A 26,860-nucleotide genomic window follows, 5' to 3' on the forward strand; every position below is an offset into this window, starting at 1 on the left:
GGCCGCATGAGTAACGATCTCCACATCCCCAAGGGTTCCTCCACCAACGCCCTGTACACAGTGGACATCGACCCGAAGCGGGCCGGTTGGACGCACTCCAGTCTGCGGATCGTCGCGCTGGAACCCGGTGGCACGCACACCTTCGCCACCGGTGGCAGTGAGTGGATCGTGCTTCCGCTGGAAGGCGGATGTACCGTACAAACAGAAGAAAACGAGTTCCAACTCCTGGGCAGGGAAAGCGTGTTCGCGTCGGTCTCCGACTTCGCGTACGTGCCCCGCGACGCCCGGGCAACGATCGCCTCCGGCGCGGGAGGCCGCTTCGCCCTGGCAGGAGCGAAGTGCGAGCGACGACTCCCCGCCCGCTACGGCCCCGCGCCGGAGGTCCCCACCGAGGAACGCGGCAGCGGCAACCGGCTGCGCCACGTCCGCAACTTCGCCTCCGCCGACGCCTTCGACTGCGACAAGCTGATCGCCGTCGAGGTCATCACCCCCGGCGGCAACTGGTCCTCGTACCCGCCCCACAAGCACGACGAGCACCGGCCGGGCGTGGAAGCGGAGTTGGAGGAGATCTACTACTTCGAGATCGACGGCCCGAACGGTTTCGGCTATCAGCGCGTATCCCCTTCCCGTGAGGGCGGATCGGACGTCCTCGCGGAGGTCCGCTCCGGTGACGCCGTCCTCGTCCCCGACGGATGGCACGGCCCGTCGATCGCCCAGCCCGACCACGACATGTACTACCTGAACGTCATGGCGGGACCGGGGGAGACGCGGGAGTGGCGGATCTGCTTCCACCCGGACCACACGGAGGGTTACCGATGACTCCGACCACGACCCGGCTGACCGTCGCCCAGGCGCTCGTCCGCTTCCTCGCCGCCCAGTACACCGAACGCGACGGCGTACGGCAGCGGTTGATCTCCGCGACCTGGGGCATCTTCGGCCACGGCAACGTGGCCGGGCTCGGCCAGGCGCTCGTCGAGTACGCCGACGACATGCCGTACCACCAGGGCCGCAACGAGCAGTCGATGGTGCACGCGGCCGTCGGCTACGCGAGGCAGTCCAACCGCCTCTCCACCCACGCCGTCACGACCTCCATCGGCCCCGGCGCGACCAACCTGGTCACCGGCGCCGCGCTCGCCACGATCAACCACCTCCCGGTCCTGCTCCTCCCCGGCGACACCTTCGCCACCCGCCCCGCCGACCCGGTCCTCCAGCAGCTGGAGGTCCCCTACGCGGGCGACCTCAGCGTCAACGACTGTCTGCGCCCGGTGTCGAGGTACTTCGACCGGGTGACGCGCCCGGAGGCCCTGATCCCGGCCGCCCTCCAGGCCATGCGGGTCCTCACCGACCCGGTGGAGACGGGCGCCGTGACGCTCGCGCTTCCGCAGGACGTCCAGGCCGAGGCGTACGACTGGCCTCAGGAGTTCTTCGCCGAGCGCACCTGGGTCGTACGACGTCCTGGCGCCGACCCCACCGAACTCGCCGAAGCGGTCCGGGCGATCAGGTCGGCCCGCCGCCCGATGGTCGTCGCGGGCGGCGGAGTGCACCACAGCCGTGCCGAGGAGGCCCTCGCCGAGTTCGCCGGGGCGACCGGCGTCCCCGTCGCCTCCACCCAGGCCGGCAAGGGCTCGCTGCGCCACGACCACCCCCAGGACGTCGGCGGCGTCGGCCACACCGGCACCGCCACCGCCAACGAACTCGCCCGCCAGGCCGACCTGGTGATCGGTGTCGGCACCCGCTACACCGACTTCACCACCGCCTCCGGGACCCTGTTCGAGGCGCCCGGAGTCCGCTTCCTCAACCTCAACATCGCGCCCTTCGACGGCCACAAGCTCGGCGGCCTGCCGCTCGTCGCGGACGCCCGCAGCGGCCTCGCGGAGCTGACCGAGGCCCTCCAGCTGCACGGGCACAGGGTCGCCGACGCGTACGTCACCGAGTACACCGAGGACAAGCAGCGCTGGGAGCACCGCGTCGACGCCTGCTACGAGTCCGACGAGATAGACGTGCGCCCCACCCAGCCGCAGGTCCTCGGGGCCCTGGACGCGCTGGTGGACGAGAGCGACATCATCATCAACGCGGCCGGCTCCCTCCCCGGCGACCTCCACAAGCTGTGGCGGGCCCGGTCCCGGGACCAGTACCACCTGGAGTACGGCTACTCCTGCATGGGGTACGAGATCCCGGCCGCGATCGGCGTGAAGATGGCCGCCCCCGAGCGCAACGTCTGGGCGCTCGTCGGCGACGGGACCTACCTCATGATGCCGACCGAGATCGTGACCGCCGTCCAGGAGGGCGTCGCGATCAAGATGCTGCTCATCCAGAACCACGGGTACGCCTCGATCGGCGGCCTGTCGGAGTCGGTGGGCGGCGAACGGTTTGGCACCGCGTACCGGTACCAGTCGGACGACGGTACCTACACCGGGGCCCCGCTCCCGGTGGACCTGGCCGCCAACGCGGCCAGCCTGGGGATGCGCGTCCTGCGCGCGAAGACCGTGGGTGACCTGCGCGAGGCCCTCGCTCAGGCACGCGCGGCGGACACTCCCACATGTGTCTACGTCGAGACCGAAACGGCAGACACAGTGTCGGGCGCGCCTCCGGCGCAAGCCTGGTGGGATGTACCTGTGGCCGAGACCGCGACCCGACCGTCGGCGGTCAAGGCACGAGAGCTGTACGACCGGCACGTCTCTACCCGACGCCGCCATCTGTGAAGGAGCAACTGGGCATGACGAAGATCGTCAACCACTGGATCGGCGGCAAGACCGTCGAAGGCGCGTCGGGCAACTACGGGCCGGTCACCGACCCTGCGACCGGCGCGGTCACCACCAAGGTCGCGTTCGCCTCGGTCGACGAGGTCGACTCCGCCGTCGCCGCCGCCAAGGACGCGTTCCAGACCTGGGGCACCTCGTCCCTGGCCAAGCGGACGACCATCCTGTTCAAGTTCCGGGCGCTGCTGGAGGCGAACCGGGACGCCATCGCCGAGCTGATCACCGCCGAGCACGGCAAGGTGCACAGCGACGCGCTGGGCGAGGTCGCGCGCGGCCTGGAGATCGTCGACCTGGCGTGCGGGATCACCGTGCAGCTGAAGGGCGAGCTGTCGACCGAGGTCGCCAGCCGTGTGGACGTCGCCTCGATCCGCCAGCCGCTCGGTGTCGTCGCCGGCATCACGCCGTTCAACTTCCCGGCGATGGTCCCGATGTGGATGTTCCCGATCGCCATCGCGACCGGCAACACCTTCGTGCTGAAGCCGTCCGAGAAGGACCCGTCGGCCTCCCTGAAGATCGCCGAGCTGCTGGCCGAGGCCGGTCTGCCCGACGGCGTCTTCAACGTCGTCCACGGCGACAAGGTGGCCGTCGACCGCCTCCTGGAGCACCCGGACGTCAAGGCCGTCTCCTTCGTCGGCTCGACCCCGATCGCCCGCTACATCCACACCACGGCCTCGGCGAACGGCAAGCGCGTCCAGGCCCTCGGCGGCGCCAAGAACCACATGCTGGTCCTCCCGGACGCCGACCTCGACGCGGCGGCGGACGCGGCCGTCTCGGCGGCGTACGGCTCCGCGGGCGAGCGCTGTATGGCCATCTCGGCCGTCGTCGCCGTCGGCTCCATCGGTGACGAGCTGGTGGACAAGATCCGTGAGCGCGCCGAGAAGATCAAGATCGGCCCCGGCAACGACCCGACCTCGGAGATGGGCCCGCTCATCACCAAGGTCCACCGCGACAAGGTGGCGTCCTACGTCACGGGTGCGGCAGCCGAGGGCTGCGAGGTCGTCCTGGACGGCTCCGGCTACACGGTCGAGGGCTTCGAGGACGGCCACTGGATCGGCATCTCGCTCCTCGACAAGGTGCCGACCACCGCGAAGGCGTACCAGGACGAGATCTTCGGCCCCGTCCTGACCGTCCTGCGCGTGGACACGTACGAGGAGGGTCTGGCGCTGATCAACGCCTCGCCCTTCGGCAACGGCACCGCGATCTTCACCCGGGACGGCGGCGCCGCCCGCCGCTTCCAGCTGGAGGTCGAGGCCGGCATGGTCGGCGTGAACGTCCCGATCCCGGTCCCCGTCGGCTACCACAGCTTCGGTGGCTGGAAGGACTCGCTCTTCGGCGACCACCACATCTACGGCAACGACGGCACCCACTTCTACACCCGCGGCAAGGTCGTCACGACCCGCTGGCCGGACCCGGCCGACGCCCCGGCGGGCGTGGACCTGGGCTTCCCGCGCAACCACTGAGTGGGCACTGAGCCCGGGCACCCTTTTCGGGGTGCCCGGGCTCAGTCATGCCTATGACTGCTGACTGTCCTTGAGCATCTGGGTCATGTCGGCGGTCTGCGCGGCCGGCGGGGCCTTGATCGTGGCCGTGGCTCCGAACTCGTTGAAGTCCATGGTGACCTTGACCTTGCCCATGTCCTGTTTCAGCCGGACGGGCAGATCCTTCTCGCCCAGCCAGACGTCCATGGTGATGGAGCTGATGCTGCCGGTCATGTCGTTCAGCAGCGAGCCCTCTTCGTTCGCGTTCTGGAGCACGCCTACGCGCGAGGCGTCGATCACGGCCCGGTAGTGGGTCGCCTTCTGGCCGTTCACGCTCTCCGTGCCGAGATCGTCGACATCCTTCGCGTACCTGAGGCTCTTCAGGGACTCGGCCGGGTTGGAGCCCCCGCCGTTGCTCAACGACGCCATACCGCTCTCCCCGACCAGGGCGGAGGCGTTGACGGACATCCACTCCTTGCCCTTGAGCGGCCCCGAAACCTGCGGGTCGACGTCGTAGTAGTAGACGCCGCCGACGAACAGGGCGCGGATCGTCGGGTCGTCCTGCACCGACTGCATCTGCGAGGCGGCGGTGTCCATCTCGACGTCGTACGCCAGGCCGTCGCCCCACGAGTACGTCCCGTCCATGGCGATCGGCGTGCCGGTGCCCAGGTCGGTCGTCATCTTCACCTCGGCCGACCCGAGCTTCTCGGTCCGGTCGGTGGCACGGCTGAGCGCCGCCATGATCGCGTCGGTCTTGTCGACCGCCTCGGCCGCCTGCTTGACGGAGTCCGCGCCGCACGCCGACGTCGCCACCAATGCCGCCGCCGTGAACCCCACCCAGGCAGCGGTGTGCTTCAGCTTCATCTGGCCCCACCCATAGCTGTGTCTTACGTCTGTGTGTTCTGTGAACGAAAACTCTAGCGGGACACACTGACACGTCCGTATGCCGGACGTCGGCAGTTTTTTCGCCCCCTTCGCTGCGGTTCCCGCACCCGGCAAGGAAACGGAATCCCCGGCCTTAATTCGCTGAATGCGTGATCAGACACCGTCCTGATCTACGGATTCCGCACAAAGGAACCCATTGACGTAATGGTTTCCGTCGGGATTCCATGCAGCGCAATCTGCTGCACGAGTCGATCGGAACCGCCGCATGACCGACACGCTCCGCCCGCCCGCGACCATCGCTCCGGAGGCCTCGGACAGCCCCCGGAAGCTCAAGCGTTCCATCGGCGTCGTCGGCGGCACCCTCCTCACCCTCTCGTGCGTCACCCCCGCCTCCACGCTCTTCGTGGTCGTCCCCGACCTCTTCGGCTCCCTCGGCACCGCGACCGCCCTCACCATCGCGATCGGCTCCCTGCTCTGTATCGCCGTGGCGTTCTGCTATTCCGAGCTCGGCACCCTCATCCCGAGCGCGGGCGGCGAGTACGCGATGGTCTCGACGATGGCGGGCCGCCTCGCGGGCTGGCTCGTCTTCGTCCTGTCGCTGCTGGTCGTGATGATCGTGCCGCCGGTGATCGCGATGGGCACGGCCGACTACCTGGCCCCCGTGATCCACCTGGACCCGTCCCTCGCGGGCGCCGGCGTGATGCTCCTGGCCACCCTCGCCGGCCTCCTCGACCTGCGCGCCAACGCCTGGATCACCGGCGTCTTCCTGGTCCTGGAGGTCATCGCGGCGGCGGTCGTCGCGGTGCTGGGCTTCGCCCACGCCGAGCGCGGCGCCGACAGCCTGGTGTCGATGCAGGTGGCGGGGCCGAACGGCGGCACGGACACGGTGACGGGCATGCTGGTGGTCTCCGGCCTGGCGATCGCCCTGTTCGTCACCCAGGGTTTCTCCACGGCCGTCTACCTCTCCGAGGAACTGGAGAACCCGCGCCGCAACGTCGCCCGCACGGTCCTGGCCACCCTCGCGATCTCCTCGGTGATCATCCTGGTCCCGGTGGTGGCGATCACGATGGGCGCGAGCGACCTGTCGGAACTGACCGGCGGTGACATCAGCGCGATGGTCACGGCCTGGTCCAACTCGGCGGTCGGCACCTTCGTCAGCCTCTGCGTCGCCCTCGCGATCATCAACGCGGGCATCGTCATGGTCATCCAGAACTCCCGTGTCCTGTTCGCCTCGGCCCGCGACAAGGCCTGGCCCCAGCCGGTCAACAACGTCTTCTCCAAGCTCGGCCGCTTCGGCTCCCCGTGGGTCGCCACCCTCGCCGTCGGCATCCCCGGCGCGGCCCTGTGCTTCGTCAACCTGGACACCCTGTACGGCGTCACCGGCGTCTCGGTGACCGGCATGTACCTGCTGGTGGCGGTGGCGGCCCTCCTGGCCCGCAGGGGCACCCACCGGCACACGCCGGCCTGGCGGATGCCCCTGTGGCCCGCGATGCCGGTCCTGCTGATCGGAGTCCTGGCGTACATCCTGAGCCGGCAGGAGACGCAGTACCTCCTGTGGACGGGCGGCATCACGGCGGCGGCGACGCTCTACTGGGCCTTCTACCTGCGCCCGCGCAGGGATACCCGCTGGCTGGTGGAGATCCCCGAGGACGAACTCGCCTAGGAGTCGTCACCGGCCGACCGACACCATCAACGCCCGCAGCCTCTCCACGTACAGCCGCATGTTCTTGTAGGCGACGTCCGTGTCCGGGTACCGGCAGGCGAACCACACCCCGTCGTGCAGCCGGTTCAGCCACACGCACACCTGGTCCCCGTACGACACCCGGATCAGCCCGTACGCCGACAGCGCGTCCCACCGCTCGGCCCCCGGCAGGGCGCGCGCGTCGGTGAACGACACGATGGAGTACAGGTCGGGCGAGGTGGGCCGGAAGTCCGCGCCCAGCAGACGCAGCATCCGGGCGAGCGGCATCCGGGACAGCGGCCGGGCGGCGTGCAGATGCGCGCGTACGGCCGGCAGGGCGCTCCGGAAGTCGGCGGGCACCGGCACCTCGATCGGTGCCCCGCCGACGTACCACCCCAAGGAGTCGGACCAGGTGGACTTCACCCGGGTGTGGAAGGGCACCACCGTCCGGTAGACGGAGGCGCCCCCGATCTCCCCCGCGATCAGCGCGGTGGCCGCGAGCACCCCGACCAGGCTCCCGCCGTACGGCCGGCAGTACGCCTCGAAGGCGGCCGCCTCCTCGGGACCCACGAGCATCTCGCACATCATCTTCTGCTCGGGCAGCGGACCACCCGGCTCCACCCCCAGGTCCAGGGGAAACGTCGGCAGCGTCCCGTCGCACCGCCGGATGAACTCCCGCCAGCGCCCCACGGCCTCGTGGTCCGCGTCGATCCGGTCCGCGTCGGCCCGCTCGATCCGGCAGAAGTCGATGTAACTGCTCACCGGCGCCCCGTCGGCCACGCCCCCGCCCGCGTACAGCTCATGGATCTCCGAGGGGATCCGGTAGATCGAGTACGCGTCGACGTTGCTGTGGTCGAACGCCATGTACACACTCGTCGAGTCGTCCCGTACGACCGCCGCGTACATCAGGTTCGGCCAGCGCAGCGCGTCCGCGGTGACGTCGAAGCGGTCCTGGAGATGCCGGACCAGCGCGGTCGCGTCCGTGAACTCCCCGGCGTCCTCCCGGCGCAGCGACACGTCCCGCGCGTCCAGCGTGAACCGCCGCAGCGCGTCCCCGTCGGTCCGGAACCCGCTGCGCAGCGTCTCGTGCCGCAGGGTCCACGCGCGCAGGGCGCCCTCCAGGGCGTCGAGGTCGACCGGTCCCGGGAGGTCGAAGGCGGCACCGAGCCAGGTCGGGACGAAGAGACCGTCCTCGCGCACCGTCCGGGCGGTCCTGATGTGCGACTCCTGGATGTACGCCGGTGGCCGGGTGTCCTCCGGCAGCCCCCGCGCCGCCGCCACGGTCGCCGGACTGAGCGTCCACTCGACGAGCCGTCCGGGCCGGATCTCACAGCGCTGGATGTCGGTGATACGCACGAGGGCGTCTCCATTCGCAAAGGGGCGGACCCTCAAGCGAAGACGGCGCTTGCCGCGGACACGCTCACTTTCCCGGCTTTTCAATGCATCGGGTGGTCCCTCGAACACTGTTCCTCGTACTTCGAGCGCGGTACACGCGAGGACAGGCGTACACCCGTAGGAGGTCGGCCGGTTCGGTCTGAGGTCGATAACTCCCCGACAGCTTCAGCCCGTACCGTTGAAGCATGGATCTTCAACTGCGAGGGCTGCTGCGGCGGCCCCGGCGACTGCTGGCCGCCGGGGCCGCCGTCGTCGTACTCGCGGGAGCCGGTACCTGGACGGCGGTCGCCGACGACGACCCCTCCCCGGTACGCGCGACCGACCAGGTCATGGCGGTGAACGGCGTCCGCATAGACACCTCGTACTTCACGTCGGGCTCGGGACGCCGCCCCGCCGTCCTCCTCGGCCATGGCTTCGGCGGCTCCAAGGACGACGTACGCCAACAGGCCGAGGACCTCGCCCGGGACGGCTACGCGGTCCTCACCTGGTCGGCGAGAGGCTTCGGCAAGTCGACGGGCAAGGTGGGCCTCAACGACCCCGACGCCGAGGTCGCCGACGTCTCGAAGCTGATCGACTGGCTGGCGAAGCAGCCCCAGGTCCAGCTCGACAAGACGGGCGACCCGCGCGTGGGCATGGCCGGCGGCTCCTACGGCGGAGCCATCGCCCTCCTCACCGCGGGCCACGACGACCGCGTCGACGCCATCGCCCCCGCGATCACCTACTGGAACCTCTCGGACGCCCTCTTCCCGAACGGCGTCTTCAAGAAGCTCTGGGCCGGCATCTTCGTGAACACCGGCGGCGGCTGCGACAAGTTCGAACCGCAGCTCTGCGCGATGTACGACCGCGTCGCGGAGTCCGGCGTCCCGGACGCCCAGGCCGAGCGGATCCTGGAAGAACGCTCCCCCTCCGCGGTCGGCGACCAGATCAAGGTCCCCACCCTCCTCCTCCAGGGCCAGACCGACTCCCTCTTCACCCTGGACCAGTCCGACGCCGCCGCGAAGGCGATCAAGGCCAACGGCGCGCCCGTGGACGTCGACTGGATCGCCGGCGGCCACGACGGCGGCGACATGGAGACGAGCCGCGTCCAGGCCCGCGTCGAGTCCTGGTTCGACCGCTACCTAAAGAAGGACACCGGCGTCGACACCGGTCCCGCCTTCCGCGTCACCCGCACCGGCGGCGTCGACTCCACCGACGGCGCCGCCCAGCTGCGCGGCGCCAGCGCCGAGACCTACCCCGGCCTGCACAGCGGCGACCGCGAGATCGCCCTGACCGGCCGCGAGGAACAGCAGGTCACCAACCCGGCCGGCGCCAACCCGCCCGGCGTCTCCGCCCTCCCCGGCCTCGGCGGCGCGGGCGGCCTCTCCCAGCTCTCCTCCCTCGGCGTCGGCGTCTCCCTCGACTTCCCGGGCCAGTACGCCCGGTTCGACTCCGCGCCCGTCACCGACGACCTCCGCATCACCGGCGCCCCGACGGCCACGGTCCACGTCACGTCCACGTCCGAGGACGCCGTCCTGTTCGCCAAGCTGTACGACGTCGGCGCCGACGGCACCCAGCAGGTGCTGCCGTCCCAGCTGGTGACCCCCCTGCGCGTCACGGACGCCAAGTCCGGCAAGGACGTCACGGTCACCCTCCCGGCGATCGACCACCACATCGAGAAGGGCCACCGCCTGCGCCTGGTCCTCGCCTCCACGGACCTCGGCTACGCCTCACCGGCGGCTCCGGCGACGTACACCGTCTCCCTGAAGGGCGACCTGATGGTCCCGACCGCCCCCGGCGTACGGACCGCCGCCGCCCCGCTGCCCTCCTGGGTGTGGTGGCTGCCGCTCGCGGGCGCGATCGTCGCCCTCGTCCTCCTCCTGACCGCCCGCCGCCGCACCGCGACGCCCGCCCCGGACCCGGAGCTGGCCGAAGTCCCGCTCCAGATCACGGACCTGAGCAAGAAGTACCCGGGCAGCGACCGCTACAGCGTCCGCGACCTCTCCATCCGCGTCGAAAAGGGCCAGGTCCTGGGCCTCCTCGGCCCGAACGGCGCCGGCAAGACCACGTCTCTGCGCATGCTGATGGGCCTGATCAAGCCGGACGGCGGCGAGATCCGCGTCTTCGGCCACGCCATCCGCCCGGGCGCCCCCGTCCTCTCCCGGGTCGGCGCCTTCGTCGAGGGCGCGGGCTTCCTGCCGCACCTCTCCGGCCGGGAGAACCTGGAGCTGTACTGGGCGGCGACCGGCCGCCCGTCCGAGGACGCCCATCTGGACGAGGCGCTGGAGATCGCCGGCCTCGGCGACGCGCTCGCCCGCGCGGTCCGCACCTACTCCCAGGGCATGCGCCAGCGCCTGGCCATCGCCCAGGCCATGCTCGGCCTCCCTGACCTCCTCATCCTCGACGAACCGACCAACGGCCTCGACCCGCCCCAGATCCGTGAGATGCGCGAGGTGATGATCCGCTACGCCGCCGCCGGCCGCACGGTCATCGTCTCCAGCCACCTCCTGGCAGAGGTCGAACAGACCTGCACCCACCTGGTGGTGATGGACCGAGGCCGCTTGGTCCAGGCGGGCCCGGTGAGCGAGATCATCGGCGCGGGCGACACGCTCCTGGTGGGCCTGGCGGCCGACATCGACGAACCACTGGTGGAGAAGGTGGCGGCCCTACCGCAAGTCGAGTCGGCAACCCGGACGGACGGCGCCCTCTTGGTGCGGCTGGCATCGACGCCGCTCAGGGGCGCGGGGAACTGCGCGACCAGCCCCAACGAACCCGCAGCCGAACGCTCGAACGCCGCATCCCTACTCGTAGACCTGGTCCGCCTGGAGGTACCGGTCGTCTCCCTAACCCCCCACCGCCGCCTGGAGGACGCCTTCCTCACCCTGATCGGAGGCTCCGCATGAGCACACGCACACGCACACGCACGCACACGCTCACCGAAACAGCCTCCGGCTACCAACCACGCCACACCCTCCCCCTCCGCGTAGAACTGGTCCGCCAGCTCAAACGCCGCCGCACGATGGTGATGTTCGGCATCCTCGCCGCACTCCCGTTCGTGCTGCTGATCGCGTTCGCGATCGGCGGCGAGCCCGGCGGCCGCAACAACACCGTGTCCCTGATGGACACGGCGACCGCGTCCGGCGCCAACTTCGCCGCCGTCAACCTGTTCGTCTCGGCGGGCTTCCTGCTGGTCATCCCGGTGGCCCTGTTCTGCGGCGACACGGTCGCCTCGGAGGCCGGCTGGTCCTCCCTGCGCTACCTGCTCGCGGCCCCCGTACCCCGGGCCCGCCTCCTCTGGTCGAAGCTCGTCGTCGGCCTGGGCCTCAGCCTGGCCGCGATGATCCTGCTGCCACTCGTCGCGGTGGCCGTCGGCACGGCCGCCTACGGCTGGGGCCCGCTGGAGATCCCGACCGGCGGTTCCCTCTCAGCGGGCACCGCGGCCGGACGCCTCGTGATCGTCGTGGCGTTCATCTTCGTGTCCCAACTGGTCACCGCGGGACTGGCGTTCTGGCTGTCGACCCGCACCGACGCCCCGCTCGGTGCGGTCGGCGGCGCGGTGGGCCTGACCATCGTCGGCAATGTCCTGGACGCCGTCACCGCCCTCGGCGACTGGCGCGACTTCCTGCCCGCGCACTGGCAGTTCGCGTGGGCGGACGCCGTACAGCCCAGCATGGAGTGGTCCGGCATGATCCAGGGCACCGCGGTCTCGGTAACGTACGCCCTCGTGCTGTTCGCCCTGGCCTTCAGGGGTTTCGCCCGCAAGGACGTGGTCTCCTAGGTCAACGGAAGATCACCTACCGGTCTCGACGCCTCGTCTCCGTGCCCTCTTCGAGACGCTTCCGCAACGCTCCGTAGCGCACGTTCCGGCCCCCTGGCCCGTCACAGTCACAGAAGTCGACGTCAACGGACCAAGGGGGCACGGAAGATGGAGCACTACCGAATACGACGCCTGCGCACGGCGTTGCTCGCGGTGACCGCGGCGAGCGGCCTGCTGCTGACCGGGTGCAGCGGATCGGACGACAGCGGCGGCAAGGCATCGGACGACTCCCGCAACGGCGGATACGCCCCCGCACCCGAGGGCGAACAGAAGGGCACCCCGGACGGCTCCGAGGAGGACTCCCGCGAGGCCGCCCCCTCGCCCGACTACCTCTCGACGTTCGCCCTCGACGTGGACACCGCCTCCTACGGCTACGCCCGCCGCACCCTCGCCGACGGCCGGCTGCCCGACCCCTCGACGGTCCGGCCCGAGGAGTTCGTCAACAGCTTCCGCCAGGACTACGACCGCCCCGACGGCAACGGCTTCACGGTCACCGTCGACGGCGCCCGCACCACCGAGGACGACTGGTCCCTGGTCCGTGTCGGCCTCGCCACCCGCACCGCCGGGGACTCCGACGAACGCCCGCCCGCCGCCCTCACCTTCGTCATCGACGTCTCCGGATCCATGGACGAGCCCGGCCGTCTCGACCTGGCCAAGGAATCCCTGGACACGATGACGGACCAGCTCCGCGACGACGACTCGGTCGCCCTGGTCACCTTCAGCGACGAGGCCGAGAAGGTTCTGCCGATGACCCGGCTCGACGGCAACCGCGGTGAGGTCCACGACGCCATCGACAGCCTGGAGCCCCAGGACTCCACCAACCTCGGCGCGGGCGTCGAGACCGGCTACGAGACCGCCGAGGACGGCCTGCGCGACGGCGCCACCAACCGCGTCGTCCTCATCTCCGACGCCCTCGCCAACACCGGCGACACCGACGCGGACGCCATCCTCGAACGCATCTCCGGCGAGCGCCGCGAGCACGGCATCACCCTCTTCGGCGTCGGCGTCGGCAGCGACTACGGCGACGATCTGATGGAACAGCTCGCCGACCGGGGCGACGGCCACACCGCCTACGTCTCCGACGAGGAGGACGCCCGCAAGGTCTTCGTCGAGCAGCTCCCGCAGAACGTCGACCTGACCGCTCGCGACGCCAAGGCCCAGGTCGCCTTCGACCCCGAGACGGTCAAGGAGTTCCGTCTGGTCGGCTACGACGACCGCCAGGTCGCCGACGACGACTTCCGTGACGACAGCGTCGACGGCGGCGAGGTGGGCCCCGGCCACACCGTGACCGCCCTCTACGCCGTCCGCACCAGGGAGGGCGCCGACGGCCACCTCGCGACGGCGAGCGTCCGCTGGCTCGACCCCAAGACCCGCGATCCCCACGAGGAATCGGGCCAGTTGGAGACCGACGCCCTGAACTCCTCCGTGCACCGGGCGAGTTCCCGCTTCCAGGTCACCACCCTGGCCGCCTACTTCGCCGACACCCTCCGCGCCGGCGACGGCGACCGCACCTCCCTGCCCGGCTGCCCCTCACTGTCCGAACTGAGCGAACAGGCCCGGGACTTGGCGCACAGCACCGAGGACGAGGACGTGGCACAACTGGCCGACACGATCGAGGACGCCCACCGCCTGCGCTCGTAACACGTCCAGCACCTGCCCGCCCCATTGACCTTTCCTTACGCGCGAGTAAGTTGACGTCCCAGTCAGCGCCGACCGGGGAGCCGTCATGGGCGTACGCAAGGATCTGAAGCGGGCGAGACAACGCACCGACCTGGCGATCCGCACCAAGGTCGAGACCGTCAGGGACGAGCACGGAGCGGTCCGCGAGGCCCGCACCGCGCCCCTCGCGCCGCCCGCCCCGACCGGCAGCACCGCCGACATCCCGTACACCAACGCGGCCGAGGCCCCCGACGCGGTGGTCCTGCGCCGCAGGCAGGGAAGTACCTGGCAGCCCGTCACGGCCGCCGCGTTCGCCTCCGAAGTCACCGCCGTGGCCAAGGGGTTGATCGCGGCGGGCCTCGAACCGGGCGGCCGGGTCGCGGTGATGTCCCGCACCCGCTACGAGTGGACGGTCCTGGACTTCGCGATCTGGGCGGCCGGCGGCCAGAGCGTCCCGATCTACGCCACCTCCTCGGCGGAGCAGGTGGAGTGGATCGTCCGCGACTCGGGCGCCCGCCACGTCGTCACCGAGACCGCGGAGAACGCCGACACGGTGACGACCGCCACCGCCCGCCACCAGGACCCGCCGCGCATCTGGCAGTTGGAGGCCCAGGCTCTGGCCGAACTCGAAGAACTCGGCCGTGACCTCCCCGACGAGGAGGTCACCAAACGCCGCACGAGCCTGACCCCCGCCACCGTCGCGACGATCTGCTACACCTCCGGCACCACCGGCAGACCCAAGGGCTGCGTCCTCACCCACGCCAACCTGTACGCCGAGGCCGCCAACACCGTCGAGCTGCTCCACCCCATCTTCAAGGAGGTCACCCGCCAGGTCGCCTCGACGCTCCTCTTCCTCCCGCTCGCCCACATCCTCGGCCGCACCCTCCAGATCGCCTGTCTGACGGCCCGCATCGAGATCGGCCACTGCCCGAGCATCAAGCCCGACGAACTCAGGCCCGCGCTCAAGGAGTTCCGCCCGACCTTCCTCGTCGGCGTCCCGTACCTCTTCGAGAAGATCCACGACACCGGCCGCGCCACCGCCGAGAAGCTCGGCCGCGCCGCCTCCTTCGACCGCGCCGACCGCATCGGCGTCCGCTTCGCCGAGCGGCACCTGGAGAAGTTCCTCGGCCGCGGCAAGGGCCCGGGACCCGGCCTCTACGCCGCCTGGGCCCTGTACGACCTCCTGGTCTACCGCCGGGTCCGCAAGGAACTCGGCGGCCGTATGCGCTACGCCATCAGCGGCGGCTCCCCGCTCGACCGCGACCTCAACCTGTTCTTCTACGCGGCCGGGATCATCGTCTACGAGGGCTACGGCCTGACCGAGACCAGCGCCGCCGCCACCATCGTCCCGCCGCTCGCACCCCGCCCCGGCACGGTCGGCGTCCCGGTCCCCGGCACCGCCGTGCGCATCGCCGACGACGGCGAGGTGCTCGTCAAGGGCGGCATCGTCTTCGGCGCGTACTGGAACAACCCGGCCGCCACCGCCGCCGCTCTCACCGACGACTGGTTCGCCACCGGCGACCTCGGCTCCCTCGACGAGGACGGCTATCTCACCATCACCGGCCGCAAGAAGGACATCCTCGTCACCTCCGGCGGCAAGAACGTCTCCCCGGCCGTCCTGGAGGACCGGCTGCGCAGCCGCTCACCGGTCGGCCAGTGCCTCGTCGTCGGCGACAACCGCCCCTTCGTCGCCGCCCTGATCACCCTCGACCCGGAGGCCGTCGCCCACTGGCTGGCGGTCCGCAAACGCCCCGCCGGCACCCCGCTGTCCGAGCTGGTGGCCGACCCCGCGCTGCGCGCCGCCGTCCAGAAGGCGGTGGACCACGCCAACGCGGCCGTCTCCCGCGCCGAGTCCATCCGCGCCTTCACCCTGGTCGAGGGCGAGTTCACCGAGGACAACGGCCTGCTCACACCGTCCCTGAAGGTCAAGCGGCACGCGGTCCTCGCGGCGTACGCCGAGGAGATCGAGGCGATCTACCGCAAGGCGAAGTAGCCGCACACGCCGAACGGCGGGCCACCGGAGGAACCGGTGACCCGCCGTGGCGGAAGATCCGAGGATCAGCCGTTGCCCTGGCCGTTGCCGGAGAGGGCCGAGATGTCGTCCAGGATGTGCGACAGCGGCTCGTCACCCTTGGCCTGGGTGGAGTTCTCGACACACTGCTGGTTCTGCGGCGCCGACAGGATCGGAACGTCCTGGAGCACACCGACGGCGACGAGGCCGGCGATGCCCTGGAGGTTGAGCTTGGCCGGCAGGCCGACACAGGGCTTGTTCAGCGAACCCTGGACCAGCGAGAGCTGCGGGCTCATGTCGCCGAAGGTCGCCGAGTTGCCGAACTCCTGCGAGGCGCCGTTGCCACTGGCGGACGTGGTGCCGTCGTCACCGATGGCCATGGCGGGCGAGCCGGCACCGACGACGGTGGCGGCGATAGCCGCGGTTGCCCACAGCTTCTTCATGTTCATTCCCTTCGAAAAGCGGACTCCGGTGAGGAGCTGCGTGATCATCAACGGCCCGACCCCGGCCGGGGTTGCGCTCTTTGCCCCGATTGGCCCAGCGCGCATGCGGGCCGCCCGGGCGCCCCCGCCGCGCGCTCACCCGCAGGTGAAGCGGCTGCCCCGCACCGGGGAGTACCCCATCAGGCTGGGCGGGTCCTTGGGCTTGGGATCGGCATCGGCCTTCAGCAGTGGCCGGTCGGCGCGCAGCTTCGCGAACATCGCGTCCGCCCGCTCGCGGTCCCAGGCCAGCGTCGAGCCGATGTCGGGCCTGGTCTCGTTGAACCCGGCGATCGGCACGGTCGTGAACTCCATGGCCCGCGCCGGCACCTTGTCCAGCGCCGCCGCCAGCTGCACCAGCTCGCCCGCGTCGAAGCCCTGCTCGACCTGCCCGGACCCGAGCAGCGTGTCCACCACGCGCGCCATGCCCACCGGGTCGGTCAGCGCCTTCTTCGCCTTGAGCCCGCTCAGGGCGTTCACCAGGAACCGCTGCTGACGCTGGATCCGTCCGAGGTCGGCACTGCCGTCGACGTGCCGGGAGCGCACGTACTGCAACGCCCGCCCCCCGGTCAGCCGGTGCTTGCCCGGCTTGAGATGCAGCTTGGTGGCCGAGTCCTTCAGCGTCCGCGGCGTGCACACCCGCACCCCGCCGACGTCGTTCACGGTGTCGATGAAGCGCCGGAAGTCCACCTGGAGATACCGGTCGACCCGCACCCCGGTCATCGACTCGACCGTGGCGATGGTGAGCGCGGGTCCGCCCTCGGCGTACGCGCCGTTGATCTTCGAGGGATGCGTCCCGCGTTCCTCGCCGCTGGACTGGTCGCGGTACGGCGGGATGTCCGCGTAGGAGTCGCGGGGCATGCTCACCACGCTGACCCGGTCCCGGCGTGCGGAGACGTGGATCAGCATCAGGACGTCGGTGCAGTTGCAGGCGATGCCGCCGGCGTGGAACTTGGGCTTCTCGGCGGCGGTGATGGTGTCCCGGCTGTCGGTGCCCATCAGCACGATGTTCAGGGCGCGGGGAGCCTGCCGCTCGGGGAAGGGGGAGGTGCCGAGCAGGGTCGAGGCGGCAGCGAGGACGAGTGCGGGGATGGCCAGGGAAGAAAGGGTTCTCTTCGTCGTCACGCGACGCACGCTAAAACAGCGGGCCGCCGGGAGACCGGCGGCCCGCTGATGGGGGCTCAGATTGCAGCCCCAGGGCTCAGCGAGCGGAGCCCCTGAGGACGGCTCAGTGGTTGCCCTTGCCGTTGCCCGCCAGGACGGAGATGTCGTCCAGGATGTGCGACAGCGGCTCGTCGCCCTTGGCCTGGGTGGAGTTCTCGACACACTGCTGGTTCTGCGGGGCCGACAGGATCGGCACGTCCTGGAGAACGCCGACGGCGGCGAGGCCGACGATGCCCTGGAGGTTCGCCTTGGCCGGCAGACCGATGCAGGGCTTGTTGAGCGAGCCCTGGATGAGGGCCATCTGCGGGCTCATGTTGCCGTACGTGGCCGAGTTGCCGAACGCCTGGTGCGCACCGTTGCCACTGGCGGAGGTGGTGCCGTCGTTCCCGATGGCCATGGCGGGGGAGGCGACACCGACGACGGAAGCGGCGACCGCGGCGGAAGCCAGAACCTTCTTGATCACTTGCTAGTCCCTTCTGAGGAAACCCCGTCCACCGGAGCGCACTGGTCAACTCCCCTGGCCCCGCTTGGTTCCTGACATTCACTCCGATGGCCCACAAAAGAGGTCGGCGGAGCGGTTTCGGGGGCCATCGGGCCATTCCGTGAATTCGCCGTGCCTACGCGGCCCGATCGAGTGAAGCCTCGAAACCAATCCCCGTGCAGCGGGTTGATGCGGAAGCAGAGCATGCGTCGTGGTGATGCACGCCAGGAAAGGAAACCCAAATGCTGAAGAAGGCAATGGCCGCCGCGGCGGTCGCCGCCTCCGTCGTCGGTGCGGCCTCCCCGGCCATGGCCATCGGGAACGACGGCACCACCTCGGCCAGCGGCAACGAGGCCCACTCGAAGTTCGGGAACTCGATCACCAAGGGCGACATGAGCCCCCAGGCCACGCTGGTGCAGAGCACCGCCAACAAGCTCTGTGTCGGTCTGCCCGCCAAGGCGAACGCCCAGGCCATCCTCGGTATCATCGCCGCCGTCGGTGTGGCCCAGGACATCCCGGTCCTGTCGGCCGCGCAGAACCAGCAGTGCGCCGACAACTCCACCCAGGCCAAGGGTGACGAGCCGGTCTCGCACATCCTGGACGACATCTCCCTCCTGGCGGGCAACGGGACGGGCAACCACTGATCCGTCGGCTCGACGGAGCTCGGATCTGAATGGCTCGGGCCGCCTGTTTCCCCGCGGGCTGCCCGAGCCTTTTCCGCCACTCAGACGAAGCGTTTCTCCTCATATGGGTGGCTGGTGTCAATTTTGTGAAGGCGTTCGAGTGAATTACCAGACGCCACACGTTCCGTAGTTTCTTCGGCTGTGTATCCCTCGTTTACAGCCTGTAGGTCACGTCATTGGGGCATGACCGCAGAGAAGGGATAGCTCATGAAGAAGACCGCTGCTGTCGTCGCGGGCGCGATCATGGCTCTGGGTATGGCCGCTCCCGCATTCGCCGACGCGGGTGCCGAGGGCGCCGCCTTCGGTTCGCCGGGCGTTCTCTCGGGCAACGTGGTCCAGGTCCCGATCCACGTGCCGATCAACGTGTGCGGCAACTCGATCGACGTCATCGGCCTGCTGAACCCCGCGTTCGGCAACACCTGCATCAACAAGTGACGTCGTAACGCATCGGCCGCTCCGGCCGTGTGACAGCCGGCCTTGGACTGCTTCCTTGCCGTCCAAGGCCGGCTTTTCCCACTTCTTCAAGCAGGAAGACAACGAGATTGCGACAGACCCTGAGTAGGGGAATGGTCGCGGCTGCCGCCGCGACAAGCATTCTGTCCCTGTGCGGCACCAGTCCCGCCCTCGCCGACTCGGACGCGAGCGGGACGGCCAAGGACTCTCCCGGCGTCCTGTCCGGCAACAACGTCCAGGTCCCCGTCGACGCGCCGGTCAACGCGTGCGGCAACTCGATCGACGCCGTGGCACTGCTGAACCCCGCGTTCGGCAACTCCTGCGCCAACGACTCGGGTTCACCCCGGGGCGGGTCGTACGACGAACCGTACGGCGGCGGCGACTCCGGTCCCGGCTCCGGGCACGGCTCCGGGCACGGCAAGTCCGACTCCGGCTCCTCGGCACACGGTCGCACCGAGGGCTCGCCCGGTGTGGGCTCCGGCAACAACACCGGTGTGCCGGTCGACGTGCCGGTGAACGCGTGCGGGAACACCGCGGACGTGATCAGCGGGCTCAACCCCGTGTTCGGCAACGACTGCGACAGCGGTGGCTACGGCGACGACCACACCGCGCCGCCGTACGGCGGGGAGGACACGCCCACGCCCACCCCGCCGAACGGTGGCGGCCACCCGACGCCCACGCCGACGCCGTCGCCGCCCTCGACGCCGACGCCGACCCCGCCGAACGGTGGCGACCACCCGTGGACGCCGACGCCGACGCCCACGCCGCCCACCCACGGGGACCAGCCCACGCCCCCCGGGCCGCACGGTCCGCCGCCCCACCTCCCCGACACCGGCAGCAGCAGCGAGGCCCTGCTCGCTGCGTCCGGTGCCAGCGCCGCGCTCATCGCGGCCGGGTCCGTCCTGTACCGCCGAGGCCGAGCCGCGTCCCGCCGGTAACCCACCGGGTGCCGGACCCCCCGTCCGGCACCCGCACGCCCGAGCGCCGCGCCCTTCAGCCCCGGGCATCCGAGGCGGCGCCCCCACAGCCGCTCAGCCGCTCCCTCATCCTCGCCCTCCCCTCACCGTCGTGCCGTCTCCGGTGTCCTGCGGTGGGGCGGGGTCAGGGTGGGGGTTGTTTGCAGGTGGCGTTGGACGCCTCGTACCAGGGCGTTTGCCGTGTAGGTCGCGCCGTGGACGAAACGCATCGCCGGGCCGAAGCCGGAGGCGGTCGCGAGGCCGGCCAGGAACAGGCCGGGGTGGGAGGGGGACGCGAAGTCCCGGCCGACCTCCGGGGTGCCGTCGGCGCCCGTCGCCAGGGCCGTGCGCAGGTCGGCGGAGAGGAGGGCGAGACGGTCGGCCGTCGGCTTGAAACCCGTCGCGGCGACGACGTGTTCGGTCTCCAGCGTGCCCAGGGATCCGGTGCCGTCGGTGACGTCCAGCCGCAGCCCGCCGGGCACCGCACGCGCCGCCGCCACCTCGTGGCCCAGCAGCACCTCCACGGCCGGCTCCACCCGGTCCCGCACCCACCAGGCGCCGGCGGGGCCCAGCGCCGTCGCCGCGATCCGCGCCCGCGTCGGCTCCGGGAGCCGGCGGAAGAGACCGGGGCGCTCGGCGTAGAACCAGTTGCGCCAGCCGCAGCCCAGGCCGCTGTGCGGGGAGCGGGCCGACCGCCACCACGGGCGCTCCCACGGCGGCGGCACGTCGTTCCAGCGCAGCTCACCGGCGCGGACCAGCACCCGTACCCGCGTGCCCTGTTCGGCGAGCAGCGCGGCGGTCTCCAGCGCCGCCTGGCCACCGCCGACGACCGTGACGTCCCGGTCCCGGAAGCGGTCGAGGTCGCCGTGGTGGCTGCTGTGCGTCACGAGGGACGTGTCCAGGCCGGTGAGGGCCGTCGGGATCTCCACGAACGGCATGACGCCGACGGCGAGCGCGACCGAGCGGGCGGACAGCACCGCCCCGTCGTCGGTGACCGCCTCGAAGCCGCCCGCGCACCGGACCACCCGGGTGACCAGCCGTTCGTCCACCGCGGGCCCGGCGTTGCGGGCGAACCACAGGCCGTACTCGGCGAACACCTCCACCGGGATCGGCTCCCCGTGCCGGGCCGTCATGCCCTGCTCGGCGCAGTACGCGTCCAGGCGCCAGCGGCGCTCGGGGTCGGAGAGGTTGGACGCCCACGGTTCTGACTTCAGGAACATCCCGCGGGGCATGTGGTCGCGCCAGGACGCCATGGGCCGCCCGAAGACGCCCACCCGCAGCCCGGCGGCCACGGCGTGGGACGCGATGGACAGGCCGTACGGGCCCGCGCCCACCACCAGCAGGTCGTACATCAGCGGCTGCTCGCTTTCTCGTCGTCCGACAGGCCGGTCAGCTCCGGTGCGGATCCCTGACGCACCACACGCGCGCGTGACGGGTCGACGGGCGAGGCGCACAGCCCGCGCAACCGTTCCAGGACGCGCCGGGACACATGCCGGGCCCACAGTCCCCACATCGTCCGGCCGGGCCGCCGGTCGTCCGGGGCACACCAGGCCAGCTCCCGGCCGTGGGCCGTCGGGCGCAGCGCGCTCAGCGGGGCGTAGTTCTCCACCACGAACTCCCGCCCGCCCCGCGGCACCCCGTCCGGCAGCGGACGGTGCGTCAGGTCCAGGTGCAGCGCGCGTACGACGTCCAGGCCCGCGGTGTCGCAGAACAGCCGGAACTGGGCGCCGGGGCGCGGGTTGAAGTCCAGGAGGTGCGGAGCGCCCCCGGCGCCGTGGCGGAAGTCGAGGTCGAAGATGCCGCGGTAGCCCAGCTCATCAGTGATCCGCTCGGCGAGCGCCTGCACCGTCGCGTCCGGCGTCCACCGGCCCACCGCCGTCAGCCCCGCGCCGCGCGGCCAGGACGTGAGCTTCACCCCGGCACCGCCGCCGCGGACGGCGCCCGCGCGGTCGGCGTATCCGTGGCAGAAGCGGTCGCCGTCGGGGCTGGGCGGCAGGAACGCCTGGAGCAGCAGTCGGCTGCCCGCCTCCGCGGAACGCAGGTACAGCTCCCGCGCCTCGTGCGCGGAGCGCAGCAGGACCGTGCTGCGCAGCCCGCTCCCGGCCGGCAGCAGCCAGGGCCGGCTCCACTTCGCCACCACCGGCAGCCCGAGGTGCCAGGCGGCGCTCGCGGCGTCGGCGGGGCTGTCCGGGATCAGTGTGAGCGGGTGCGGCACGTCCATGGATGCGCACAGTGCGGCCAGTTCCGCCTTGTCGGCGACCCGTTCGGCCAGCGGACCCGGCGTCGCCGGCAGCAGATAGCAGGGCGCCAGCTCCGCGCGCAGCCCGCTCACCGCGACCGCGCTCGCGTCGTCCATCGGGATCAGCACCGCGGGGCGGGAGATCCGGGCGGCGACGCGGCGCAGGGCCACGGCGATGTCGGCCGCGGGCGCGCCCGGTGGCGGCGGGGGATGGATCTGTCGTACAAAACGCGATCGGGCCACCGGACTTCCGGCGGAATCCGCGATCACATGCACTTCCACTCCGGCCCGGCCGAGCGAGCGCACGGCTCCCAGCGTTCCGTGGTGAAAGGGATTCCGGTCGATCCGCAGCAGAACGGCGGGGACGCGGATGTCGAACAGTGACACGGAATCAATTCCTTCGGTTGTTTCACCCGTGCGGGCGATCGGGCCACCCGAAAGCCGCAAGCACGGTGGCGTACTTCATATTCGTATGACTGAGTGTCAGGTATCGCGTTTCACCCGTCCGCACAGCGCGAGTGTGAGAAAGGAGCAGGCATGGACTCACAGCAGCGAAAGGCCCGGACCGGTCGGCTGGCGTTCGTCGCGGTGGCAGTCGCCGCGTCCGCCGCCCTGGCCGCGGGGCCCGGATTCGCCGCGGGGGTGGTACGGGCCACCGATCCGCCCGCTCCCACACCCGCGTCGCCCACGGAGCCCACGGAACCCACGGAGCCCGCGGTCCCGGCGGTGCCCTCGGTGCCGGAGACCCCGGCGCCGGCGATCGATCCCGAGCCCAAGCCGGCCGCGCAGGCGCCGGCGTTCGGCGCCTACCTCGACTACGGTCCGCGCGGCGTGGCCCGCATGGCCGAGCTCAGCCGCTGGCTGGGCGGGGCGCAACTGCGCGTCGGCCACACCTATCTGCCCGGCGACCGCTGGAGCAACATCGAGGGCGCCCCCGGCTTCCTCAACGTGTGGGCGGACTGGCGCAACCAGCGGACCGACCGGATGCTGGTCCTCAACGTCCCCATGCTGGAGCGCAACGAGGACCACGTCTCCGACGCCGAGGTGCGGCTGCTGCTGCGCCGGGGCGCGGCGGGGCAGTTCGACGGTCACTTCCGCCGCCTCGCCGAGCGTCTGGTCGAGCTCGACGTCCCGGACACGGTGATCGTGCTCGGCTGGGAGATGAACGGCATCACGTACACCCATCGCTGCGGGCCGGACCCGGAGGCCTGGAAGAAGTACTGGAACAGGATCGTCACCACCATGCGTTCGGTGCCGGGCCAGAAATTCCGCTTCGATTTCACGCCCAGCCGCGGCCGGGACTCCATCGCCTGGACGAAGTGTTATCCGGGCGACGACACGGTCGACGTCATCGGCATGGACTCGTACGACCAGCCGGAAGGACTCTCGTTCGACGAGCAGGTGAAAGAGCCCTACGGACTTCAGGAGCACGTGGATTTCGCCAAAGCCCACGGCAAGGCAATTTCCTATCCTGAATGGGGACTCTTCCGCAACGGAGACAACGCCGAGTACATGCGGCGCATGCTCGCGTGGATGGACGAGCACAAACCGCTGTACAACACGCTGACGGACTACTGTCCGCACGGCGTCTGGCAGTGCGAGGACAACCCGAAGGCGTCCGACGTCTACCGGTCGATCCTCTTCGGCCGCACCCCGGACGAGCCGACGCCGGAACCGACGCCGGTCGACCCCACGCCCGAGCCGACCCCCGACCCCACCCCGACCACCCCGCCCAACTGTTCGCCGATGGATCTGGGCGAGTGGGTCGAGTACTGGATCGGCGGGAAGCTGTGCATGCGCTTCGACTGGTGGTCGCGCAGCCGGTGACGGACGCGGGCCCCGGTGGCGGCGGGTCGGTCACGATCCGCCGCCACCGCCGCGCGCCCGCCATCTGCGCAGCGCCTCCTTGCCGTGCCGCCGGGCCGCGACGTCGCACAGTGCCGCCGCCAGCAGCGGGGCGGTGTGCCGCCGGGCCAGCAGCAGCCGCTGGTTGGCGACCGGTTCGGGCTTCCAGTGGTGCTTGTACGGCTCGTTGCCGCGCAGCAGGCTCAGCGTGCCGCGCGCGTGCCCGGTGCACGCGTCCAGCAGCATCACCGCCACGTCCGCCTTGCGTTCCCGCAGGCACGGATGGGCGCCGTACAGATAGCCGCCCGCCAGGCGCCGCGACAGCAGCGTCAGATCGACGGCCACCACGTCGTCGTCGAGACGGAACTCGGTGACCACCGCGTCCCCGGAGCGCACCATCGGCGCGACCGAGCGCACCAGGTGGTCGCGGAACCGGGGCCGCAGATGCTCGCTGGTCACCTTGCGGCCCTGCCACTGGAGTTGATGCAGTTCCAGCAGCCGGCGCAGCGCCTTGTCGACCTCGTCCGGCTCGACCACGTGCCGTTCGACGCCGAGCGAGGTCAGCTTGCGCAGCTTGGCGCGCACCCGCTGCTGGGCCTTGGCGGACGGCAGCCGGCCCACCAGCTCCGCCATGGGGACGGCGGGCAGTTCCAGGCACAGTGAGTCGCCGACCCGGCGCCGGGGGCCCGGCCAGTGGTCGTACAGCCGCTCGGCGGCGCCGCCCGGGCGCACCTCGCGCAGGTCGACCAGCGCGGTGCGGGCCGCCCGGGCGAGCCCGTCGGTCAGCGCGGCCACCGCCTCCTCGCCCCGCTCGTCGTCCAGCAGGACGTCCCCGTAGTCGGAGATCGCCCCGCCGAGCGGCACGAGCGAGGGCACGGGACGGCCCACCCGCATCAGGGGTGCGGCGGCCACCAGGTCGTCGTGGTCGCGGACGACGAGGACCCGCAGCCGGCCGCGACGTCCGTAGGAGAGCCACCAGGAGTGCAGCCACGCGTGGCTCTGGAACGGGGTCGCGGCGGAGCAACGGCGGTACAGACGGGCCCAGTCGGGGGCGAGGGCGGCGAAGACGGTGTCGTCGGTGACGAGTTCCGTCGTGTACGTCACAGCTGGCCGTGGGCGTCGGCGGCGACGGCCGGACCGGGTACGGCGGCCGAACGGCCGGTCTGCTCCTGCGCGGTCCGGCGCGGCCGCACCAGCAGTACCAGGCCGCCAAGGAGTCCACCCGCGCTCGCGCCGACCAGGCCGGTCAGGGCGGGGGAGGCCGAGGAGGGCTCGGTGGGCTTGGTGGCGCGGGCGAACTGCTGGAGTTCGACGTTGGTGGTCGACTCGGTGTTGTCGGCGTGCCGGGTCAGGGCGCGGGCGACCGCGTTGGCCATGTCGGCGGCGAGGTCCGGGCGGGCGGAGGTCGCCGTGATCGCCACCATCGGGGCGTCCGGCGAAGTCGCCGTCTGCACACTGGACTTGAGCGTCCGCACGGGCACGCCCGCCCACACCTGGGCGTCCCCGAGCACCGCGAGCTGGGTGGCGACCCGCCCGTAGGCCTGCGCGAATCCGAGCGCGGAGGCCGGGTCGGACTTCTCGGTGGGGACGACGACGACATAGCTGGTGGCCGTGTACGACGGGGCCTTGGCCAGCCCGTACCCGCCGCCGAGCAGACCGCCGGCGACGGCGCCGGCCGCGAGCAGCGACCAGGCCGGGAGCGCCTTGGCGCGGGTGAGGGCCGCCGGGCGGCGCGGTCCGGTGGGGTTCTCGGTCATGAGGAACTGACTCCCTGGGGTGACGGTGACGACGAGGACGCGCCCGCGTAGACGTCCATCAACTGGGCGGCGCTGCGGGTGATGCAGTAGTGGAGGGCGGCGTCGGGGGCGGTGCGCGGACGCGGCCCCTCGGCGCGGGCCGCGGCGAGGGCGCGGGCGAACTCGTCGGCACCGCCGCGCACTTGGCGGGCGAGGGTGGCCGCCTCGGGGGGCAGGTCCTCGATCGCGGGGCAGGAGGCGTAGCGCACCGGCAGCCCGGAGGCCAGCGCCTCGACGACCGCGAGGCCGAACGCCTCCTCCGGTGAGGGCGAGGCGAGCACGTCCATCGCCCAGGTGAGGGAGGGCAGGTCGGGGCCGGGGGAGCCGTCGGGCACACAGGGCCGTTCGCCGGTGAACAGGACCCGGTCGGCGACCCCCGCCTCCTGGGCGGTGCGCCGCAGGACGCTCTCGTCCGGGCCGCCGCCGACCAGCAACAGCCAGCAGTGCGCCGGGAGTTGGGCGAGCGCGTGAATGAGGGTGCCGAACTGCTTGCCCGCCGTGAGGCGTCCGATGCCGCCGATGACGTACGCGTCCTCGGGCAGGCCGAGGCGGCGGCGGGTGTGGAGGCGCTGGAGGGGGTCGAAACGGAAGCGGGCCAGGTCGATGCCGTTGGGGACGACCTCGATGCGGGGGGCGGGCACACCCCAGTTCCTCAGGCGCTGGGCGACCGTGGGGGAGACGGCGACCGTGGCGCGGCCGAGGCGCTCGCTGGCCAGGTAGAGGCCGCGGACCCCGGCGGTGAGGCGGCGGCCCTCCATCTGGGAGTCGCCGAGGGAGTGTTCGGTGGCGACGACCGCGCGGACCCCGGCGAGCCGGGCGGCGAGGCGGCCGTAGACGCAGGCCCGGTACAGATGGGTGTGGACGAGGTCGTAGCCGCCGGAGCGGATCAGCCGCACCAGCCGGGGCAGCGCGGCCAGGTCGCGGTTGCCGGCCATCCCGAGGTGCGTCACCCGCACCCCGTCGGCGATCAGACCGTCGGCCACCGCGCCCGGGTTGGTGAGCGTGACGACCTCGCACTCGACCGGCAAGTGCCGCAGCAGCAGCCTCAGTTGCTGCTCGGCACCGCCGACGCCGAGGCCGGTGATGACATGGAGGACCTTCAC

The 26,860-nt window shown here is 71.2% G+C and carries 22 protein-coding genes; 12 read left to right on the top strand and 10 right to left on the bottom strand.

Going from position 1 to position 26,860, the window contains the following annotated elements:
* Positions 1-6: 6 nt before the first annotated feature.
* The 3 genes from iolB to mmsA are packed head-to-tail and all read left to right on the top strand — an operon-like array spanning position 7 to position 4,219.
* The gene (iolB, locus tag OG866_RS28500) at positions 7-819 is read left to right on the top strand and encodes a 5-deoxy-glucuronate isomerase (protein WP_329339020.1); all 813 of its coding nucleotides are present in this window, start codon (positions 7-9) and stop codon (positions 817-819) included.
* Positions 816-2,702 carry a 3D-(3,5/4)-trihydroxycyclohexane-1,2-dione acylhydrolase (decyclizing) gene (iolD, locus tag OG866_RS28505; protein ID WP_329339022.1) on the top strand — a complete coding sequence of 629 codons (1,887 nt, stop codon included), beginning with the start codon at positions 816-818 and terminating at the stop codon, positions 2,700-2,702. The genes iolB and iolD overlap by 4 nt, the downstream gene beginning before the upstream one ends.
* 14 nt (positions 2,703-2,716) lie before the next feature.
* On the top strand, positions 2,717-4,219 hold the full coding sequence (gene mmsA / locus OG866_RS28510) for a CoA-acylating methylmalonate-semialdehyde dehydrogenase (RefSeq protein WP_329339024.1): 1,503 nt from the start codon (positions 2,717-2,719) through the stop codon (positions 4,217-4,219).
* A gap of 51 nt (positions 4,220-4,270) precedes the next feature.
* Here the strand turns inward: mmsA and OG866_RS28515 are convergent, their stop codons facing one another.
* Entirely contained in the window at positions 4,271-5,101 is an 831-nt protein-coding gene (locus OG866_RS28515) for a hypothetical protein (RefSeq protein WP_329339026.1), read from the bottom strand.
* Between the two features lie 286 nt (positions 5,102-5,387).
* On the opposite strand from OG866_RS28515, the gene OG866_RS28520 reads away from it, so the two are divergent.
* Positions 5,388-6,785, top strand: coding sequence for an APC family permease (locus tag OG866_RS28520; RefSeq protein WP_329339028.1), 1,398 nt, complete (start codon positions 5,388-5,390; stop codon positions 6,783-6,785).
* Between the two features lie 6 nt (positions 6,786-6,791).
* Here OG866_RS28520 and OG866_RS28525 read toward each other — a convergent pair whose 3' ends face one another.
* A complete protein-coding gene (locus OG866_RS28525) occupies positions 6,792-8,159 on the bottom strand; it encodes a condensation domain-containing protein (RefSeq protein ID WP_329339029.1) in 1,368 nt (455 codons plus the stop codon).
* 224 nt (positions 8,160-8,383) lie between these two features.
* On the opposite strand from OG866_RS28525, the gene OG866_RS28530 reads away from it, so the two are divergent.
* From OG866_RS28530 to OG866_RS28545, 4 genes are all read left to right on the top strand, one after another.
* Positions 8,384-11,077: an alpha/beta fold hydrolase gene (locus OG866_RS28530; protein ID WP_329339030.1), complete on the top strand. Its 2,694-nt coding sequence runs from the start codon at positions 8,384-8,386 to the stop codon at positions 11,075-11,077.
* Complete coding sequence (locus OG866_RS28535; protein WP_329339031.1) at positions 11,074-11,952, top strand: ABC transporter permease; 879 nt, start codon at positions 11,074-11,076, stop codon at positions 11,950-11,952. Before OG866_RS28530 ends, OG866_RS28535 begins: the two co-directional genes overlap by 4 nt.
* Positions 11,953-12,099: 147 nt before the next feature.
* Positions 12,100-13,632, top strand: a complete 1,533-nt coding sequence (locus OG866_RS28540; RefSeq protein WP_329339032.1) for a vWA domain-containing protein — start codon at positions 12,100-12,102, stop codon at positions 13,630-13,632.
* A gap of 85 nt (positions 13,633-13,717) precedes the next feature.
* The gene (locus OG866_RS28545; RefSeq protein ID WP_329339034.1) at positions 13,718-15,643 is read left to right on the top strand and encodes an AMP-dependent synthetase/ligase; all 1,926 of its coding nucleotides are present in this window, start codon (positions 13,718-13,720) and stop codon (positions 15,641-15,643) included.
* A gap of 65 nt (positions 15,644-15,708) precedes the next feature.
* Here the strand turns inward: OG866_RS28545 and OG866_RS28550 are convergent, their stop codons facing one another.
* From OG866_RS28550 to OG866_RS28560, 3 genes are all read right to left on the bottom strand, one after another.
* On the bottom strand, positions 15,709-16,104 hold the full coding sequence (locus OG866_RS28550) for a rodlin (RefSeq protein WP_059192228.1): 396 nt from the start codon (positions 16,102-16,104) through the stop codon (positions 15,709-15,711).
* Between the two features lie 135 nt (positions 16,105-16,239).
* On the bottom strand, positions 16,240-17,265 hold the full coding sequence (locus OG866_RS28555; RefSeq protein ID WP_329339036.1) for an LCP family protein: 1,026 nt from the start codon (positions 17,263-17,265) through the stop codon (positions 16,240-16,242).
* Between the two features lie 103 nt (positions 17,266-17,368).
* The gene (locus OG866_RS28560) at positions 17,369-17,767 is read right to left on the bottom strand and encodes a rodlin (RefSeq protein ID WP_329339038.1); all 399 of its coding nucleotides are present in this window, start codon (positions 17,765-17,767) and stop codon (positions 17,369-17,371) included.
* Positions 17,768-18,027: 260 nt separating this feature from the next.
* Here OG866_RS28560 and OG866_RS28565 point away from each other — a divergent pair, with 260 nt between their 5' ends.
* The 3 genes from OG866_RS28565 (at position 18,028) to OG866_RS28575 (ending at position 19,859) form a co-directional block, all read left to right on the top strand.
* Positions 18,028-18,429 (top strand): rodlin, encoded by a 402-nt coding sequence (locus OG866_RS28565; protein ID WP_329339039.1) that lies wholly within the window; start codon positions 18,028-18,030, stop codon positions 18,427-18,429.
* A gap of 246 nt (positions 18,430-18,675) precedes the next feature.
* Complete coding sequence (chpD, locus tag OG866_RS28570) at positions 18,676-18,903, top strand: chaplin ChpD (protein WP_329339041.1); 228 nt, start codon at positions 18,676-18,678, stop codon at positions 18,901-18,903.
* A gap of 131 nt (positions 18,904-19,034) precedes the next feature.
* Positions 19,035-19,859 (top strand): chaplin, encoded by an 825-nt coding sequence (locus tag OG866_RS28575; protein ID WP_329339042.1) that lies wholly within the window; start codon positions 19,035-19,037, stop codon positions 19,857-19,859.
* A gap of 122 nt (positions 19,860-19,981) precedes the next feature.
* On the opposite strand, the gene OG866_RS28580 is transcribed toward OG866_RS28575, so the two are convergent.
* Positions 19,982-21,229: an NAD(P)-binding domain-containing protein gene (locus OG866_RS28580; protein WP_329339044.1), complete on the bottom strand. Its 1,248-nt coding sequence runs from the start codon at positions 21,227-21,229 to the stop codon at positions 19,982-19,984.
* Positions 21,229-22,503: a carboxylate--amine ligase gene (locus OG866_RS28585; RefSeq protein WP_329339045.1), complete on the bottom strand. Its 1,275-nt coding sequence runs from the start codon at positions 22,501-22,503 to the stop codon at positions 21,229-21,231. Before OG866_RS28585 ends, OG866_RS28580 begins: the two co-directional genes overlap by 1 nt.
* Positions 22,504-22,653: 150 nt before the next feature.
* On the opposite strand from OG866_RS28585, the gene OG866_RS28590 reads away from it, so the two are divergent.
* A complete protein-coding gene (locus tag OG866_RS28590) occupies positions 22,654-23,943 on the top strand; it encodes a glycoside hydrolase family 26 protein (protein ID WP_329339046.1) in 1,290 nt (429 codons plus the stop codon).
* Positions 23,944-23,973: 30 nt separating this feature from the next.
* Here the strand turns inward: OG866_RS28590 and OG866_RS28595 are convergent, their stop codons facing one another.
* Genes OG866_RS28595 through OG866_RS28605 form a run of 3 tightly spaced genes read right to left on the bottom strand, consistent with a single transcriptional unit; the run spans position 23,974 to position 26,860 of the window.
* Entirely contained in the window at positions 23,974-25,065 is a 1,092-nt protein-coding gene (locus OG866_RS28595; RefSeq protein ID WP_329339047.1) for a GNAT family N-acetyltransferase, read from the bottom strand.
* On the bottom strand, positions 25,062-25,718 hold the full coding sequence (locus tag OG866_RS28600; protein ID WP_329339048.1) for a lipopolysaccharide biosynthesis protein: 657 nt from the start codon (positions 25,716-25,718) through the stop codon (positions 25,062-25,064). Before OG866_RS28600 ends, OG866_RS28595 begins: the two co-directional genes overlap by 4 nt.
* On the bottom strand, positions 25,715-26,860 hold the full coding sequence (locus OG866_RS28605) for a glycosyltransferase (RefSeq protein ID WP_329339050.1): 1,146 nt from the start codon (positions 26,858-26,860) through the stop codon (positions 25,715-25,717). The genes OG866_RS28600 and OG866_RS28605 overlap by 4 nt, the downstream gene beginning before the upstream one ends.

It is taken from the genome of Streptomyces sp. NBC_00663 (assembly GCF_036226885.1).
Taxonomy (GTDB): Bacteria; Actinomycetota; Actinomycetes; order Streptomycetales; family Streptomycetaceae; genus Streptomyces.

Excerpts from the sequence above, each read along its gene's own strand:
- iolB (WP_329339020.1), top strand. The coding sequence starts at position 7 with ATGAGTAACGATCTCCACATCCCCAAGGGTTCCTCCACCAACGCCCTG.
- iolD (WP_329339022.1), top strand. The coding sequence starts at position 816 with ATGACTCCGACCACGACCCGGCTGACCGTCGCCCAGGCGCTCGTCCGC.
- mmsA (WP_329339024.1), top strand. The coding sequence starts at position 2,717 with ATGACGAAGATCGTCAACCACTGGATCGGCGGCAAGACCGTCGAAGGC.
- OG866_RS28515 (WP_329339026.1), bottom strand. The coding sequence starts at position 5,101 with ATGAAGCTGAAGCACACCGCTGCCTGGGTGGGGTTCACGGCGGCGGCA.
- OG866_RS28520 (WP_329339028.1), top strand. The coding sequence starts at position 5,388 with ATGACCGACACGCTCCGCCCGCCCGCGACCATCGCTCCGGAGGCCTCG.
- OG866_RS28530 (WP_329339030.1), top strand. The coding sequence starts at position 8,384 with ATGGATCTTCAACTGCGAGGGCTGCTGCGGCGGCCCCGGCGACTGCTG.
- OG866_RS28535 (WP_329339031.1), top strand. The coding sequence starts at position 11,074 with ATGAGCACACGCACACGCACACGCACGCACACGCTCACCGAAACAGCC.
- OG866_RS28540 (WP_329339032.1), top strand. The coding sequence starts at position 12,100 with ATGGAGCACTACCGAATACGACGCCTGCGCACGGCGTTGCTCGCGGTG.
- OG866_RS28545 (WP_329339034.1), top strand. The coding sequence starts at position 13,718 with ATGGGCGTACGCAAGGATCTGAAGCGGGCGAGACAACGCACCGACCTG.
- OG866_RS28550 (WP_059192228.1), bottom strand. The coding sequence starts at position 16,104 with ATGAAGAAGCTGTGGGCAACCGCGGCTATCGCCGCCACCGTCGTCGGT.
- OG866_RS28565 (WP_329339039.1), top strand. The coding sequence starts at position 18,028 with ATGCTGAAGAAGGCAATGGCCGCCGCGGCGGTCGCCGCCTCCGTCGTC.
- chpD (WP_329339041.1), top strand. The coding sequence starts at position 18,676 with ATGAAGAAGACCGCTGCTGTCGTCGCGGGCGCGATCATGGCTCTGGGT.
- OG866_RS28575 (WP_329339042.1), top strand. The coding sequence starts at position 19,035 with ATGGTCGCGGCTGCCGCCGCGACAAGCATTCTGTCCCTGTGCGGCACC.
- OG866_RS28580 (WP_329339044.1), bottom strand. The coding sequence starts at position 21,229 with ATGTACGACCTGCTGGTGGTGGGCGCGGGCCCGTACGGCCTGTCCATC.
- OG866_RS28590 (WP_329339046.1), top strand. The coding sequence starts at position 22,654 with ATGGACTCACAGCAGCGAAAGGCCCGGACCGGTCGGCTGGCGTTCGTC.
- OG866_RS28600 (WP_329339048.1), bottom strand. The coding sequence starts at position 25,718 with ATGACCGAGAACCCCACCGGACCGCGCCGCCCGGCGGCCCTCACCCGC.